Genomic DNA, 15,591 nt, shown 5'->3' on the forward strand with positions numbered 1-15,591 from the left:
TCTTGTCGTTCTGGTTCTGCTCGTTCAGCGATTCAGGAGGTCGTCGACGGCCGGGTCGACCGGTCCGGTCGCCCGTTCCAGGAAGCCGGTGCCGATCGCGACACCGACGTTGTCGATGAGCCGGGTGGTCCCGACCCGCGCGGCCACCAGCAGACGGCCGTCGCCACGCTCGGGCGGCTCCCCGAGATCGGCACCGCGCAACTCGAGGTAGTCGAGCTCGATCTCCGGCGCGGACGCGAGCACCTCGCGGGCGGCCGTGAGGATCGCCTCGGCGCCACCGGCCGCCGCGTGCGCCCCCGCGACGAGCGCGGCGGACAGCACGGTCGCGGTCTGCCGCTGCGTCTCGTCGAGGTAGCGGTTGCGCGACGACAGGGCCAGCCCGTCCTGTTCCCGCACCGTCGGTACACCGACGATGCGGACGTCGAAGTTCAGATCGGCGACCATCTGCCGGATCAGCGCGAGCTGCTGATAGTCCTTCTCACCGAAGTACGCGGTGTTCGGCGCGACGATCTGCAGCAGCTTCGCCACCACCGTGAGCATGCCCGCGAAGTGCGTGGGCCGGCTGCCGCCCTCGAGTTCCGCACCGAGCGGACCCGGGTGGATCATCGTGCGACGCCCCTCCGGGTACATCGCCGACACGGTCGGCACGAACGCCAGCTCGACCCCGGCCTCGCGCAGCAACGCGAGATCCGCGTCGAGGGTGCGGGGGTAGGCGTCGAGGTCCTCGTTCTCACCGAACTGGAGCGGATTGACGAAGATCGAGACGACCACGACGGCGCCGGTCAGCTTGGCCTGACGCACCAGTTCCAGATGACCGGAGTGCAGCGCACCCATGGTCGGCACCAGCGCGACCGTCCGTCCGACGCCGCGCAGCGCCTTGGTCACCTTCGTCAAGGCAGCGGGATCGTGATGCACGGTCAGTTCACCGCGCACGTACCCGCCCCGTCCCGTTTCACTCACCGTGATCATTCCCTTCGAGGAGCTCGATCAGCTCCGGTTTCGAGCCTGCACGCTGCGCCGACCGCAGCGACAGTGCCCGGTAGCCCGCGGCGATGCGCGGATCCACCTCGTCGAGCACCTGCAGATGCGTGGCGACCGCCGCGACGTCACCGCGCGCGACCGGGCCGGTCAACGCCGACGGACCGCGACGCAACGCGTTGTCGAGAGCGGCGACGAGCAGCGGCTGCAGCACCCGTTCGGCGACCCCGCCGGGATCGTCGTCGACGAGCTGCTGGCCGAGCAGTTCCTGGCCCTCGAGCGCGACGCGCAGTGCCGCGACGGCGTCGACGACGAGGGTGACGAGGTGGTTGCTGCCGTGGGCCAGCGCCGCGTGGTAGAGCGGGCGCAGGTCCTCGCGTACCCGGACCGGTTCCCCGCCGATCTCGAGGACCAGGGACTGCGCGATCGCGTAGCCGATGTCGTCGGCGGCGGTGATCCCGAAGCACGCGGAGGACAGCCGGGCCGTGTCCTCGTCGTGGCCGGTGAACGTCATGGCCGGGTGGATCGCGAGCGGCACCACACCCTGCTCGGTGAGCGGTGCCAGCACCCCGATGCCGTTGGCTCCCGAGGTGTGGGCGACGATCGTGCCCCGCGGTACCGCTCCGGTCGCGGCGAGGCCCGTGACGAGCTCGGCCAGTTCGGAGTCGGGAACAGCGAGAATCAGCAGGTTGCAGCGGCCCGCGACGACGTCGACGGGCAGGATCTCGGAATCGGGCAGGCGGGTCCGGGCCCGATGCTTGGACGCTTCGGACACGGCGGAACAGGCCACGACCACGTGGCCGACCTTCTCGAGTGCCGCGCCGATCGCGGTGCCCACACGACCGGCGGAGACGATTCCGACGGTGAGGCGTGCGGGGGCAGGCGCGTTTGTGATCCCGAAGGAATTCACGGGAGTCCTCTCGTTCGTTCCAGTCCCGCTCGGCGGGTACCAGACGTTCTGCCCGACAATAGCGCGGCGCGATCTGCGTCGGCCACGGGTGCCGGGCGTGATCTACGCCTCACCGCAAGGGCGGGCGACCCCCGGAGAGACTCCCGGTCGGGGTCGAAAAGGTCCCCGATCAGCGCTCCGTGGACAGCGACGCGAGGATCTCGGCGACGCTGCGGCCCTGCTGCGCGCTCTCCTCACCGGCCGCCTCGGCCCGGAGCCGGCGGGCTCGACGCCCGTTCGGAGGTGCGTCCGGCAGGACGACGGCGGACTCACCGGGCGCTTCGTGCAGGCCTTCGGGAGCGGGCCCGTCCGGACGGGAATCCGGATCCTTCCCGGATCCCTTCTCCTGCCCGGACGGCGCGACCCGCGGCTTCGGCGCTCCGGTCGGCTTCGGCGCTCCGGTCGGCTTCGGCGTTCCGGTCGGCTTCGGCGTTCCGGTCGGCTTGGGCGGTTCGGCCGTGTGCGGCGGGTCGGCCGGGTCCGATGTCACCGCGGTGGTCTCCGCGGTGAGCGGTTCGTCGTCCGGGGATGCGAACGCCGGACCCGCCGGTCGCGGGGCACTGACCTGTGACGAATTCGGGCGCGTCCCGATCTCCTGAACAGGCTTCACGACGGCGTTCAGCGCGGTGCGGTCCTCCGGCATGCGTCCGTCGAACAGCATCTCGAGGTTGCGGCGCAGCGCGGCGAGTTCGGCACGCAGCTGGGCCATTTCGTCGGCCTCGACCTTCATCTGCGAACGGACCTTCTGCTCCACGGTCAGTTCGTATTCGCGCCGCGCCGAGATCTCCCGCTCGAGCTGCAGTTCGTAGACGGTCTTGAGATCCTCGACCTTGGCCTTCTCGAGGGCGGATTCGCGACGGTATTTCGTCATCGCGATCGCCCCGATCGTCGCGGCCCACAGTGCGACGACGATGCCGACGCGCAGCAGCTGAACGCTCTGACTGAAGACCAGGAACAGCGACGCCACCATGGCGAGGGCGAGGAGCGCCGCGACGATCATCGAACTCGCGCTGCGCCATTGCCGACGTTCGTTCCTGTCCCGGCCCGAGCTGCCCATGCGGACAAGGGTACTGGTCCCGGGCGCGATCCCCGAGACTCGATGGCGGGGATCTCAGGTCGCGGGCTCGCCGGGGTCCTCGGGCGTCTTGCAGCAGTGCTCGAGCCACAGGGCCGCCGCGACGAGCAGGATGGCGCCGATCGCTCCGACCACCACGCCGGCGGTGTCCTCGGAGGCGGCCTGGAGGAACGACCGCTGCGGCAGCAGGTACAGCAGGAAACCCACCCAGACCCCGAAGGCCGCGGAACCGACGAGCGCGGACGCCTTCGCGAGCGCGACCGCGCGGGCCGCCGTGATCGGATGCAGCTGGCGCGGCCCGTCGCCGATCTCCCGCTTGCCGACGCGCGAGCGGATCATGAAGGCCAGCACCACTTCGAGCACTGCCACCGGGTACAGCGAGGCACCCGCGTAGACGGGAATCGGCGGCAGCGATCCGTACAGGACGCGGACCAGCAACCACGACACGACCGCGGCGAGCAGCGCCAAGGCCAGCAGGTCGCGGATACGTGTCGCTTTCAGCACCGGCGCTCCCCCTCGTCGGGTTCCCGGTCTTCGGGGTGAAAGCCGAGCCGGAGATCCGTGCGGTGCACCCCGGCGCGTTCGGCGTCGTCGAGGTCGGCGAGCCAGTCCGTCAGCAGCCTGCGTTCACCGTCGACGGTGAGCGTGCCGTCCGGTGCGACGTCGAGCCACGGCACCAGTACGAACGCGCGCTGATGCGCCCGCGGATGCGGCAACGTCAGTTCCGGGTCGTCGCTGACGATCTCGTCGCACGTCACCACGTCGACGTCGAGACTGCGCGGCCCCCACCGCTGCACCCGCACCCGGTCGGCGGCGGCTTCGAGCTGCTGTCCGAGACGCAACCAGCCCCGACTGTCGAGCTCCGGGTCGTCGGCGACCACGACGGCGTTGAGAAAATCCTGCTGGTCGACTCCACCCCACGGTGCCGTCGTGTACACGGGTGAGACCGCGACGATCCGATCGCCCAGCGCCTCGGTGACCGAGCGCAGATGCGCGAGCCGATCCCCCAGGTTCGACCCGATGGACAGCACCGCCCGGCTCATGGCTGCCGCGTCCGATCGACAACGACCGCGACGTCCCCGAACGTCAGCGGGATGGGGGCGGACGGCTTGTGCACGGTGACCTCGACCCGCTCGACCCGCGGGTCGGTGAGCACGTCGTCGGCGATCTCCCCCGCCACCGTCTCGATCAGGTCCCGGGACGGGCCGGCGACGATCGCGGCGGCGCGTTCGGCGAGGATCCCGTAGTGGAGCGTGTCCTCGAGGGCGTCGCTCGCCGCGGCCGGCGCGAGGTCGGTCCAGACGACGATGTCGATCAGGAAGTCCTGACCGTCGCGCTTCTCGTGCTCGAACACTCCGTGGTTGCCGCGCACCCGCAGGCCGCGCAGTTCGATCCGATCGCTCATTCCGCCTCTCCTGCCGCACTACCCCGCTGCCAGGCCCCTGCGACCGCGAGCGCGTCGAGCGACGACCGCACGTCGTGCACGCGCACCCCCCACGCGCCGTGGGTGACCGCGAGCGCCGACACCACCGCGGTCGCGACCTCGCGTCCTGCGGGCGGGCGGGGATTGCCGTCGGCGTCGGCGAGCAGCGAACCGAGGAATCGCTTGCGGGATGCGCCGATGAGCACCGGGAATCCGAGCTCGGTCAGCTCCGGCAACCGCCGCAGCAGTTCCCAGTTGTGGTCCGGCTGCTTCACGAATCCGAGGCCGGGATCGAGGATCAGATCCTGCGGGTCCACCCCGGCAGCGACCGCCACATCCACCTGGGTGAGCAGCTCGTCGCGCACCTCGCGCACGACGTCGTCGTAGTGCGTGGAACCGCCGGCATGAACGAATCCGTCCGCCGGCCGCCAGTGCATGAGAATCCACGGCACGCCCGCGGACGCGACGACCGAGGCCATGTCCGCGTCGGCGCGACCACCCGACACGTCGTTGACCAGCGTCACGCCCGCCGCGATCGCCGCTTCGGCGACCGACGCGCGCATCGTGTCGACGCTGGTCACGACACCTTCGGCGGCGAGCGCCTCGATCACCGGGACGACGCGGCCCGCCTCGACCTCGGCGTCGACGCGCTGCGCGCCCGGCCTGGTCGATTCACCACCGACGTCGACGATGTCGACGCCGAGCGCCCGCAGTTCCAGTCCGTGTGCGATCGCCGCGTCGCGATCCAGGTAGCGACCACCGTCCGAGAACGAATCGCTGGTCACGTTGAGAACACCCATGACGACCGGGCGTCTCAGGTTCTGCAGCGCGCTCACCGGCGCAGGATCAGATCCAGGGCTTCGGCGCGGGACGCCGAGCTGGTCTGGAACAACCCGCGCACCGCCGACGTCGTGGTGCTGGCGCCGGGCTTCCGGATGCCGCGCATCGCCATGCACAGGTGTTCGGCCTCGACGACGACGATCGCGCCGCGCGGATCGAGCTTGCGGACGATCGCGTCGGCGACCTGGCTGGTGAGCCGTTCCTGCACCTGCGGGCGCTTCGCATAGAGATCGACGAGCCGCGCCAGCTTGGACAGTCCCGTGACCCGCCCGGTGGGGCCGGGGATGTAGCCGACGTGCGCGACGCCGTGGAAGGACACCAGGTGGTGTTCGCAGGTGGAGTACAGCGGAATGTCGCGGACGAGGACGAGTTCCTGGTGACCTTCGTCGAACGTCGTGTTGAGCACCTCGTCCGGATCCGTGTACAGCCCGGCGAACACTTCGCGGTATGCGCGCGCGACGCGGCGCGGGGTGTCCAGCAGCCCTTCCCGGTCGGGGTCCTCACCGACCGCGATGAGCAGTTCGCGGACCGCGGCTTCGGCCCGGGCCTGATCGAAGGCCCGGCCGGTCGCCAGACTCAGCTGCTCCTCGTCGCCCGGCGCCGTCACGGCAGTCCCAGTGCTATCCAGGTGGTTCACCGACACCCGACCGTCCTCCACTCTCGTTGAAATCGGCTCAGCGCGGGCCGGTCGGCCCCTCCCAGGGCTGCGTGGGCGGCGGCTCCGGTGCCTGCTGATTCTCGTCCTGCCGATCGCCGGCGTCGGCGGGACGCGCAGGCTGAGTCCACTGAGGGTAGCCGGGATACGTGCTGCGTGGCTGTTCGGGCTCCTGCGGCGGCCACCCAGGCGCCGACCATCCTGCGGGAGCGCCGTAGTCGGGCCGGGTCGCGTGCCGCGGCCCGCCGGAGTACTGGCCGGGCTGCGGGAAACCGGGCATCGGCTCGGAAGCAGGGACGGGCTGCGGCGCGGGATAGCCGTTGCCCGGGCCCTGCGGCGGAGTCCCGTACCCACCGGGACCGCCGGCCTGCGGGTACTGCTGCGAGGTGGCCGACCGGGAGGGCTCCGGCTGCTGGGCCGGTTCCGGATGCGGCATCACCGGCTGCTGGGGCGCCTGCTGCTGCGTCACCGGCTGTGAGGGCAGCGGCTGCGGCTTCGCGAGGTTCGGGACCGCGGGCTGCGGCGGCCACGGCTCACCGCGTTCGGCGGCGAGCTCCGCGGGGGTCTTGATCGGCGGGCGATCCGACGGGATGCGTTCGCCGAAGTCGTTGAACGCGGTGATGCGTGGACGCTTCTCCACGGACGCGAGGATCCGCTCGAGGTCCTTGCGGGTGAGCGTCTCGTGTTCGAGCAGTTCCCCGGCGAGCGCGTCGAGCGCGTCGCGGTACTCGTTGAGGATCGCCCACGCTTCGGTGTGGGCCGCCTCGATGAGGTTGCGGACCTCCTCGTCGATCTCGCGGGCCACCTCGTGCGAGTAGTCCGATGCCTGTCCCATGGACCGGCCGAGGAACGGGTCGCCCTGTTCCTGCCCGTAGCGCACCGCGCCGAGCTTGGCGCTCATGCCGTACTCGGTGACCATCGCCCGGGCGATCTTGGTGGCCTGGTCGATGTCGGACGACGCGCCGGTGGTGGGCTCGTGGAACACGAGTTCCTCGGCGGCACGGCCACCCATCGCCATGACGAGACGCGCGATCATCTCGGATCGGGTCATCAGGCCCTTGTCGTCCTCGGGAACGGTCATGGCGTGACCGCCGGTGCGGCCGCGCGCGAGGATCGTCACCTTGTACACGGGCTCGATGTCGGGCATCGCCCACGCGGCGAGGGTGTGTCCACCCTCGTGGTAGGCGGTGATCTTCTTCTCGTGCTCGCTGATGATGCGGCTCTTGCGGCGCGGACCGCCGATCACGCGGTCGACGGATTCCTCGAGGATCGCCTCGGTGATCACCGTGCCGTTCTCGCGGGCGGTGAGCAGCGCGGCCTCGTTGACGACGTTCGCCAGGTCGGCGCCGGACATGCCGACCGTGCGCTTCGCCAGACCTTCGAGGTCGGCGTTCTGGTCGATCGGCTTGCCCTTGGAATGCACCTGGAGGATCGCGCGGCGGCCGGCGAGGTCCGGGTTGGTCACCGGGATCTGGCGGTCGAAGCGGCCGGGACGCAGCAGCGCGGGGTCGAGGATGTCGGGGCGGTTCGTCGCGGCGATGAGGATGATGCCCTGCCGGTCGCCGAACCCGTCCATCTCGACGAGCAGCTGGTTGAGGGTCTGCTCGCGCTCGTCGTGACCGCCGCCGAGGCCGGCACCGCGCTGGCGGCCGACCGCGTCGATCTCGTCGACGAAGATGATGCAGGGGCTGTTCTGCTTGGCCTGCTCGAACAGGTCGCGCACCCGGGATGCGCCGACACCGACGAACATCTCGACGAAGTCGGAACCGGAGATGGTGAAGAACGGAACCCCGGCCTCACCCGCGACCGCGCGTGCGAGCAGCGTCTTGCCGGTGCCGGGCGGGCCGTACAGCAGCACGCCCTTCGGGATCTTCGCGCCGAGCGCCTGGTAACGGGCCGGGTTCTGCAGGAAGTCCTTGATCTCGTACAGCTCTTCGACAGCCTCGTTGGCGCCGGCGACGTCGGCGAACGTCGTCTTCGGCATGTCCTTCGAGAGCTGCTTGGCGCGGGACTTGCCGAAGCCCATCATGCCGCCGCGGCCGCCGCCCTGCATGCGCGTCATCATGAAGAAGAACACGCCGAGCAGGATGATCATCGGAACGACGAACAGCAGGATCGACGTCAGCCAGCTCTCCTGGGTGACGGCGGTGTCGAACTCGCCGGCGCCCGACGCGGCGACCTTGTCGAAGATCTGTTCCGACGCCGAGGCCGGGTACTTCGCGATGATCTGCGTCTGGTTCTCGGTGGCGTCGTTTCCGTTGTTCAGCCACAAACGGACCTGCTGTTCGCGGTCGTCGATCTGGGCCTTGGAGACGTTCTTCGAGTCGAGCTGCGCGAGTGCCACCGAGGTGTCGACCTTGGTGAATCCACGCGTGTCGTTCCCGAAGTAACTGAAGGCGTAGATGACCAACAGAATGCCGGCGACTATCGCCAGATTACGGAACACTGTCTTGCGATTCATACAGGTTCGGCCCGGCCGGCCGGTCCTTTCGATAGTGCGGTCATCAGTGCGGTCATCGTCGATGAGCGTGCGTCGACCGGTGACGATCCGGCCACAGCCAGATTACCGCGTGTGCAGATGTCGTCGCCGGTGCGTATTCCGCCCCTCGCGAGCTTCAACGACCCGGACCGACGCAGCGTTCCCGTACCGCGGCCGGTTCGGCGGAGCAACTTCACCTGCGGGAGGGGCCGTGGGCGTGGGTATCATTTCGCATGGCCGAGCGGGATCCGCACGCCTTGTCCGGTACCGAACCGACTCGGATACCGAGCGCCGAGACCACCGAGGTCGCGGGCGCCGAGACGAGCCGGTTCGATGCCACCCGCACCGCGGAGGTCACCCGGGCCGCCGACGCCGTGACCGATCCGATGACCCCCGGCGTCCCCGTCACCGTCGACGAACTGCGCGCCGGACGGCGGATCGACGACTTCGACCTGCTCACCAGCCTCGGCCGCGGCGCCTTCGGCCGGGTGTTCCTGGCCCGCCAGCTCTCGATGCAGCGACTCGTGGCGGTGAAGATCTCTCCCGACCAGGGCAGCGAAGCGCAGACCCTCGCGCAGCTCGACCACGACTACATCGTCCGCGTGTTCGACCAGCGGATCCTCCCGGATCAGGGTCTGCGGTTGCTGTACATGCAGTACGTCCCGGGCGGGACACTGCTGCACGTGCTGCACCGGGTGCGGCGCACCCCGCCGGACCAGCGCGCCGGCTCGATGCTGCTCGACGTCATCGACGCGACCCTCGCGGAGAAGGGCGAGATCCGCCCGGCGGAATCGACCGTGCGCGGCGAACTCGAATCGCTGACCTGGCCGGAAACCGTGGCGTGGCTGGGACGGCGGCTCGCGGAGTCGCTCGCCTACGCCGACGGTCGCGGTGTGCTGCACCGCGACGTCAAACCCGCGAACGTGCTGCTCACCGCGGAGGGTGTGCCGAAGCTGGCCGATTTCAACATCAGCTACGCCGAGTCCGTCGGGGGCAGCTCCCCCGTCGCCTATCTCGGCGGCTCCCTCGCCTACATGTCGCCGGAACAGCTCGAGGCGTGCCATCCGGGATTGCCGGGATCCGCCGCGGACCTCGACACCCGCAGCGACATCTACGCCCTCGGAGTGATGCTGTGGGAGCTGCTGGCGGGCGTCCGCCCGGGGGATCCGGAGCCGGGCGAGGCACTCGACACGAACACTCTCCCGGCTCTCGAGACGATGGTGCGGCGCCGGCGCGGCGGCCTGACCCCCGAAATGATGGCGAAGCTGCCCGCGGACTGCCCGCAGACGCTGCGGCGGGTACTCGCGAAGTGTCTCGAACCGGATCCGGCGGACCGCTGGTCGTCGGGCACGGAACTGGCCCAGCAACTCGACCTGTGCCTCGACCACCGCGCCCGTGACCTCGTCGATCCCCCACCGGACAGCTGGCGAGCCCGGTTGCGCAAACCCGTCGTGCCGGTCCTCGTCGCCGCGATCGGGATTCCCAACGCCCTCGCAGCGCTCTACAACTACCAGCACAACTCGTCGCTGATCATCGAGAAGCTACCGCCGGACGCGAGGCACAACTTCGAGGTCGTGTCGCTGATCGTGAACGCGACCCTGTTCCCCCTCGGTGCCCTGGTGATCGTGTACCTGGGCCGTCGCCTGATCACCGTGCCGCGCGGATTGCAACGCGGACGCACCTACGACGCCGTCACGCTGGCCCGCACCAGACACGACGCGCTGCTGTTCAGCGACAGGGTCGCGGCGGTCGTGATGAGCCTGTGGATCCTGGCCGGCATCATCTTCCCCGTGGCACTGAGCGTGATCACCGGGGAGATCGACACGCGCGCCGCCACGCACTTCGTCAGTTCGATGGCGGTGTGCGGCGCGATCGCCGTGGCCTACCCGTTCTTCTTCGTCGCCTTCTATGTCGTGCGGTCGCTGTATCCGGCGTTCCTGCCGCACGGATCCACCGACGCCACCGACGCCCGGGAACTCGACGGTCTGCACCGCCGCAGCATCCGCTACCTGGCCCTGGCTGCGGCGGTCCCGCTCGTCGGGGTCGCCGGGGTGACGTTCCTGAACTCCTACGAGATCCCGCAGGTGCTGTTCGCGGTGCGGGTGCTGTCCGTCGGCAGCATCGCCGCGTTCGTGCTGGTGTACTGGCTGTTCCGGCTCATGGAACAGGACCTCGAGGCACTGCGACGCACCGTCGCGCTGCGTCACTGAAACATGCTGCGTCACTGAAACATGCTGCGTCACTGAAACATACCGGGGCACTGAAACATGCCGGGCGCCGACGTCAGCTCGAGTAGACCTTGGGGTCGAGGGTGCCGATGTACGGAAGGTCGCGATACCGCTCGTCGTAGTCGAGGCCGTAGCCGACGACGAACTCGTCCGGGATGTCGAAGCCGACATCGGCGACGTGCACGTCGATCTTGACGGCTTCGGGCTTGCGCAGCAGCGTCACCACCTCGAGCGACGCGGGATTGCGCGAGGACAGGTTGCGGATCAGCCACGACAGCGTGAGGCCGGAGTCGATGATGTCCTCGACGATGAGCACGTTGCGGCCCGCGATGTCCTTGTCGAGGTCCTTGAGAATGCGCACCACACCCGACGACGACGTCGACGACCCGTACGAGCTGACCGCCATGAACTCCATCTGGGTGGGGATGGGCATGGCACGGGCGAAGTCGGTCATGAAGAAGATCGCACCCTTGAGCACGCCGATGAGCAGAAGGTCGCCCTCGGGCGCACCCACCGGGTAACGCTTGGCAATGGACTCGGCCAGCTCGGCCGTGCGCTCCTTGATCTGCTCTTCGGAGATCAATACCGACGCAATGTCGCTCTCGTACACCGGTTCGTTCCTGCCCTTCCGTCAGTCGTCCGCACACCGCTGCTGGTCGACGAACACCATGACCAGCCTGCCACGCCGACGCGACACGACCAACCTGGTCCCCGGTCGCGGCCCACGCCCGACCGCCACGGGACCCTGCCCGTGCCAGCGGCCGATCAGGTCGTCGACGGCCCGCAACGTCCGGTCCGTGGGCGCCGACGCACCGGCTTCGGCGAGCCAGCGCCGCAGCGCGCGCCGCCGCACCGCGGGGTGCACCGGCTCGAGCGATTCCACGTCGAGTCCGGCGCCGTCTCCACCCGCGGAGACCAGCGCCTCGTCCGCGGCCGCGTCGAGCACTTCCCCGTCCTCGCGTAGTTGCGCCGCCGTCCGGGCCAGCGCCGGCGCGACACCGCCGCCGAGCACCTCTTCGAGCAGCGGCAGCACTTCGGTGCGCAACCGCACGCGGGTGAACCGCGGATCGCTGTTGTGCGCGTCCTCGTAGGGCTCGTACCCGAACTCGCGGCACGCCGCTCGCGTGACCGAGCGCCGCACTCCGAGCAGCGGCCGGCCCCAGGGTTCGTCGAAATCGGCCATGCCGCGGATCGAACGGAGGCCGGAGCCGCGGCCCAGGCCGAGCAGCACGGTTTCGGCCTGGTCGTCGAGGGTGTGCCCGAGCAGCACCGGCAGGTCGGCGCGGTTGTCGTCGAGTGCCCGGTACCGCACGGCCCGAGCCGCAGCCTCGAGCCCACCGGGCCCGGTCACCTCCACCGGGACGACCTGCACCGACGTGCACCCCCGCGCACGGGCGAAATCCGCGGCCCGCGCCGCGACGACATCGGAGCCGGCCTGCAGCCGGTGATCGACGACGACCGCCCGCACCGAATCCGCCTCGGCGACCGCCGCGGCGGTCAGGGCGGCCGAGTCCGCGCCGCCGGAAAGACCCACCGCCACCGCCCGCACCTCGTGGCGGCCGAGCCATGCCCGCACGGCCAGCCGGACCTCGTGGATCGCCGGGGTCTCGGGCAGCAACGGACGGCTCCCGACAGCCGTGTCCCGGTCCACGGTCGTGTCCTGTTCCACGCCGCTCAGCCCAGGACCCGGGCGATCCAGGCGTCCGGGTCGTCGATCTCGGCGAGCGTGGGCATCGCGTCCGGGCCGGACCACACGGCGTTGAACTCCGCCATCCCGACGCGGGCGACGACGGCGTCGACGAACTTCTTGCCGTGCACGTACTGCGCCATCTTCGCGTCCACGCCCAGCAGCGCGCGGATCACCCGATGAACGGGGTTCGAGCTGCGGCGCCGCCGGTTGTCGAACGCCCGGCGGATGCGGCCGACCGCGGGAACCACCCCGGGGCCGACGGCATCCATGACGTGGTCGGCGTGGCCTTCGAGGAGGGTGCCGAGCGCGAGCATGCGGTCGAGGGCGAGTTGCTGGGATTCCGACTGGGTGGCCCGCAGCAGACCGAGGACACCGCGCTCGGACATCTGCTTCTCGTCGTTGCTGCGGCGGTCGCGGACGACGGCGACGACCCGGCCCACCAGCTCGGAGACGGGCTCGTCGGCGGCGGCCCCGAGTTCGGCGGTGGCGGTGCGCATCAGCTCGACCATCCACGGCGCCTCGGCGAACTGCACCCGATGGGTGACCTCGTGCAGGCACACCCACAAGCGGAAGTCCGCGGTCGGGACCTTCAACGCGCGTTCGACCGCGACGACGTTCGGTGCGACGAGGAGCAGGGTCCGCGAGAACGGGTCGTACTGGCCGAGTACCGCCGACGACAGGTACGCGAGCATCGCGCCGGCCTGCATGCCGGCGGGCTTGCCCATCCAGGACGTGCCGTTCTGTCCGCCGCCGGTGAGGTCGGCCATCGACCCCGCCGCGGCCTGCACCCAGCCGCTGCGGTCCACGACCCGGGCGGGCGCCGGAGCGTCGTGGCCGTCACCGAGACCGGTGAGTTCCCGCACCGGCTGCTCGGCCCGGTCGGCGGCGTCGGCGAGTTCGGCCACGACGGCATCGGCGGTGTACCGGGACATCGCCGGACCCGGCCGGGCCAGTCGCGCACCCACCCCGGCCGCGAACGACCAGTCGATCGCGTCGCCGATGGTGTGGTCGCGGCCGGTCATCGGCATCCGCACCCCCGGAGAGTCGCAGCGACCGCGTCGAGTGCAGACCGGCTCTCGCCGGGCGGTCGGCCGTTGGCGATCAGTGCGAACGACAGGACCCGCCCGTCGACGTCGACGACGGTTCCGACCAGCCCGCTCGCCTCCGAGAGGGTGCCGGTCTTCGCGCGCACCCAGCCGGCGCCGTCGCGGTTGGCGGATGCGTAGCGGGCGCTGAGGGTTCCGGTGGCCCCCGCGACCGGCAGGTAGTCGAGCATCGGGCGCAGCGCGTCCTGGTCGGTGCCGGCGGCGGATGCCATCACCGCGTCGAGCAGCCGCGTGGGAATGCGATTGTCCACGGACAGGCCGCTCACGTCGTGCATGGTGACGCCGCCGACGTCGAATCCGGCGGCCGTGAGGGTGCGGAGCACGGAGTCCACGGCCCCGGAGAACGACGCCGGCGAGCCCGACGCGATCGCGATCTCGCGGCCGATCGTCTCGGCGAGGACGTTGTCGGAGTGGTCCATCATCTGGCGGAGCCGGTCGCGCAGAGGTGCCGACTGCACCGACGCCAGGGGCGCGGCCCCCGGGGATGCGGTCCCGACCGCGACGGTCGCGGGGTCGGCGCCGAGCGCCGCGGCGAGGGCGCGGCCGGCGTCGAGCGCGGGCGTCGGGCTGCGCGGAGATTCGTCCGCGTTCGGAATCGACCGGCCGCCGTCGAGCATCACCGGTTCGATCGGTGCGATGTAGCCGCCCCCGACGTCCGACGGCATCCACCCCGTGGCCATCGGATCGCCCATGTAGCTGCCGACGTCGACGAGCACCGTGTCGACGACGGCACCCGAACGCTGGATCTGCTGAACGAGATCCGCGACGCGCGGCGCGCCCGGGTAGAAGCCGTCCTGCCCGACCGGAAGAGCGGTGAGCGTGGGATCGCCGCCGGCGACGAGCACGATCTCGCCGGGACGGCTGCCCTCGACGACCCGCGTGGACACCCGGTGGTCGGGTGGCAGCGACAGCAGCGCCGCCGCGGCGGTGAGGACCTTCGTGGTCGACGCCGGAATCATCGGGCGGTCGGGATCCTGCGCCCACAGGACCGTGCCGGTGGCGGTGTCGGTGACGGACCCGGTGAGGGTGCCGAGCGCGGGATCGGCCACGGTGGGCGCCAGAATCGCGCCGAGCGCGGCGGCGACGGGCGCCGGAGCGTCGGCGGGCACGGGAGCGACCTGAGGGGTCGCGGTGACCGGGCCGGGCGCCGGAGTGATCGCGGCCTCGGCGTCGCTGCCCACGATCTCCGACAGCGCGAATGTGCCGCCGACGACGAGCGCGAGGAATCCGGTGCCCCAGATGCCGATCAGGATGCGGAGGCTTCGCCGGCGGCGCGCTTCGAGCCCGCCGAGCTTCTTGTTCTTATCCTGACCCGCCAACACGCCTCCGCTGCGTTCGAGACTCCCGCGCCCTGGTGGCCGCCCGGGTGGGTCCGGCACCTGCGTCCACCAGGGTAGCCCCGCTCCCGTTATCCTCTCTGCGGACCATCGCCGCGATCGCGGCAGTTGGAGCGACAGCCAATCACCGACGAAGTGAGGACACCGGCGTGGAGTTCGACGTCACCATCGAGATCCCCAAGGGACAGCGCAACAAGTACGAGGTCGATCACGAGACCGGCCGCGTGAAGCTGGATCGCTACCTCTACACGTCGTTCGGTTACCCGGCCGACTACGGCTACATCGAGAACACCCTCGGCGAGGACGGTGACCCGCTGGACTGCATGGTGCTGCTCCCCGAGTCGGTCTTCCCGGGTGTCATCGTCGAGGCCCGCCCCGTCGGCATGTTCAAGATGGTCGACGAGGCCGGTGGCGACGACAAGATCCTGGCCGTGCCGGCCGGCGATCCGCGCTGGGATCACATCCAGGACATCTCCGACGTCGCGCAGTTCGAGCTCGATGCGATCAAGCACTTCTTCGTGCACTACAAGGATCTCGAGCCGGGCAAGCACGTCGAGGCCGCCGACTGGGTCGGTCGGGCCGAGGCCGAGGCCGAGGTCGAGGCGTCGATCGCGCGGCTGAAGGAGAACGGCGGCCACTGAGCCGGGCCGGTCTCTTTCGACCCCCTCTTTTTTCCGAGCGAACGGTACATTCAGTCGATCTGACGGGCTGTTGCAGAATCGCGGGTCGGTCTCGCCGTGACGCGGCGGGGCCGACCTGCGGCTTTGTGTAGAATCTGTTGGTGGCCAAAGGATATCGACCCGTCGATCGCGACCAACAGTTCCTGATCCC

At 70.3% G+C, this 15,591-nt stretch carries 15 protein-coding genes; 2 read left to right on the plus strand and 13 right to left on the minus strand.

Annotation, left to right across the window (positions count from 1 at the left end; all coding sequences use genetic code 11):
* Positions 1-24: 24 nt before the first annotated feature.
* From panC to ftsH, 9 genes are all read right to left on the minus strand, one after another.
* A complete protein-coding gene (gene panC / locus M1M07_RS24305) occupies positions 25-960 on the minus strand; it encodes a pantoate--beta-alanine ligase (RefSeq protein ID WP_197254524.1) in 936 nt (311 codons plus the stop codon).
* Entirely contained in the window at positions 953-1,888 is a 936-nt protein-coding gene (locus M1M07_RS24310; RefSeq protein WP_197254525.1) for a Rossmann-like and DUF2520 domain-containing protein, read from the minus strand. The genes panC and M1M07_RS24310 overlap by 8 nt, the downstream gene beginning before the upstream one ends.
* A 169-nt stretch (positions 1,889-2,057) precedes the next feature.
* Positions 2,058-2,984 (minus strand): DUF6779 domain-containing protein, encoded by a 927-nt coding sequence (locus M1M07_RS24315; RefSeq protein WP_248675811.1) that lies wholly within the window; start codon positions 2,982-2,984, stop codon positions 2,058-2,060.
* 54 nt (positions 2,985-3,038) lie between these two features.
* Positions 3,039-3,506 carry a DUF3180 domain-containing protein gene (locus tag M1M07_RS24320; RefSeq protein WP_248675812.1) on the minus strand — a complete coding sequence of 156 codons (468 nt, stop codon included), beginning with the start codon at positions 3,504-3,506 and terminating at the stop codon, positions 3,039-3,041.
* Complete coding sequence (folK, locus tag M1M07_RS24325) at positions 3,500-4,045, minus strand: 2-amino-4-hydroxy-6-hydroxymethyldihydropteridine diphosphokinase (RefSeq protein ID WP_248675813.1); 546 nt, start codon at positions 4,043-4,045, stop codon at positions 3,500-3,502. Before folK ends, M1M07_RS24320 begins: the two co-directional genes overlap by 7 nt.
* Complete coding sequence (gene folB / locus M1M07_RS24330) at positions 4,042-4,407, minus strand: dihydroneopterin aldolase (RefSeq protein WP_197254530.1); 366 nt, start codon at positions 4,405-4,407, stop codon at positions 4,042-4,044. Before folB ends, folK begins: the two co-directional genes overlap by 4 nt.
* Positions 4,404-5,225, minus strand: coding sequence for a dihydropteroate synthase (gene folP / locus M1M07_RS24335; RefSeq protein WP_248675817.1), 822 nt, complete (start codon positions 5,223-5,225; stop codon positions 4,404-4,406). The genes folB and folP overlap by 4 nt, the downstream gene beginning before the upstream one ends.
* A gap of 32 nt (positions 5,226-5,257) precedes the next feature.
* Positions 5,258-5,872, minus strand: a complete 615-nt coding sequence (gene folE / locus M1M07_RS24340; protein WP_248675814.1) for a GTP cyclohydrolase I FolE — start codon at positions 5,870-5,872, stop codon at positions 5,258-5,260.
* Positions 5,873-5,939: 67 nt separating this feature from the next.
* The gene (gene ftsH / locus M1M07_RS24345; RefSeq protein WP_197251348.1) at positions 5,940-8,381 is read right to left on the minus strand and encodes an ATP-dependent zinc metalloprotease FtsH; all 2,442 of its coding nucleotides are present in this window, start codon (positions 8,379-8,381) and stop codon (positions 5,940-5,942) included.
* A 251-nt stretch (positions 8,382-8,632) separates the two neighbouring features.
* Between ftsH and M1M07_RS24350 the strand changes: the two genes are divergently transcribed.
* Entirely contained in the window at positions 8,633-10,609 is a 1,977-nt protein-coding gene (locus M1M07_RS24350; RefSeq protein WP_248675815.1) for a serine/threonine-protein kinase, read from the plus strand.
* A 73-nt stretch (positions 10,610-10,682) separates the two neighbouring features.
* On the opposite strand, the gene hpt is transcribed toward M1M07_RS24350, so the two are convergent.
* From hpt to dacB, 4 genes are read right to left on the minus strand one after another with little or no spacing between them, the layout of a single operon-like run.
* Positions 10,683-11,237 carry a hypoxanthine phosphoribosyltransferase gene (gene hpt / locus M1M07_RS24355; RefSeq protein WP_197251350.1) on the minus strand — a complete coding sequence of 185 codons (555 nt, stop codon included), beginning with the start codon at positions 11,235-11,237 and terminating at the stop codon, positions 10,683-10,685.
* A gap of 21 nt (positions 11,238-11,258) precedes the next feature.
* A complete protein-coding gene (gene tilS / locus M1M07_RS24360; protein WP_248675816.1) occupies positions 11,259-12,296 on the minus strand; it encodes a tRNA lysidine(34) synthetase TilS in 1,038 nt (345 codons plus the stop codon).
* A gap of 5 nt (positions 12,297-12,301) precedes the next feature.
* Complete coding sequence (locus M1M07_RS24365) at positions 12,302-13,345, minus strand: zinc-dependent metalloprotease (RefSeq protein ID WP_197251370.1); 1,044 nt, start codon at positions 13,343-13,345, stop codon at positions 12,302-12,304.
* Complete coding sequence (gene dacB, locus M1M07_RS24370) at positions 13,336-14,745, minus strand: D-alanyl-D-alanine carboxypeptidase/D-alanyl-D-alanine-endopeptidase (RefSeq protein ID WP_197251351.1); 1,410 nt, start codon at positions 14,743-14,745, stop codon at positions 13,336-13,338. Before dacB ends, M1M07_RS24365 begins: the two co-directional genes overlap by 10 nt.
* Before the next feature lie 164 nt (positions 14,746-14,909).
* Here dacB and M1M07_RS24375 point away from each other — a divergent pair, with 164 nt between their 5' ends.
* Entirely contained in the window at positions 14,910-15,401 is a 492-nt protein-coding gene (locus M1M07_RS24375) for an inorganic diphosphatase (RefSeq protein WP_197251352.1), read from the plus strand.
* Positions 15,402-15,591 lie beyond the last annotated feature (190 nt).

This window comes from Rhodococcus sp. HM1 (genome assembly GCF_023218075.1).
Lineage (GTDB): Bacteria > Actinomycetota > Actinomycetes > Mycobacteriales > Mycobacteriaceae > Rhodococcus.

Coding starts and splice junctions, on each gene's coding strand:
- M1M07_RS24315 (WP_248675811.1), bottom strand. CDS start 2,984: ATGGGCAGCTCGGGCCGGGACAGGAACGAACGTCGGCAATGGCGCAGC.
- folK (WP_248675813.1), bottom strand. CDS start 4,045: ATGAGCCGGGCGGTGCTGTCCATCGGGTCGAACCTGGGGGATCGGCTC.
- folB (WP_197254530.1), bottom strand. CDS start 4,407: ATGAGCGATCGGATCGAACTGCGCGGCCTGCGGGTGCGCGGCAACCAC.
- folP (WP_248675817.1), bottom strand. CDS start 5,225: ATGGGTGTTCTCAACGTGACCAGCGATTCGTTCTCGGACGGTGGTCGC.
- ftsH (WP_197251348.1), bottom strand. CDS start 8,381: ATGAATCGCAAGACAGTGTTCCGTAATCTGGCGATAGTCGCCGGCATT.
- M1M07_RS24350 (WP_248675815.1), top strand. CDS start 8,633: ATGGCCGAGCGGGATCCGCACGCCTTGTCCGGTACCGAACCGACTCGG.
- M1M07_RS24365 (WP_197251370.1), bottom strand. CDS start 13,345: ATGCCGATGACCGGCCGCGACCACACCATCGGCGACGCGATCGACTGG.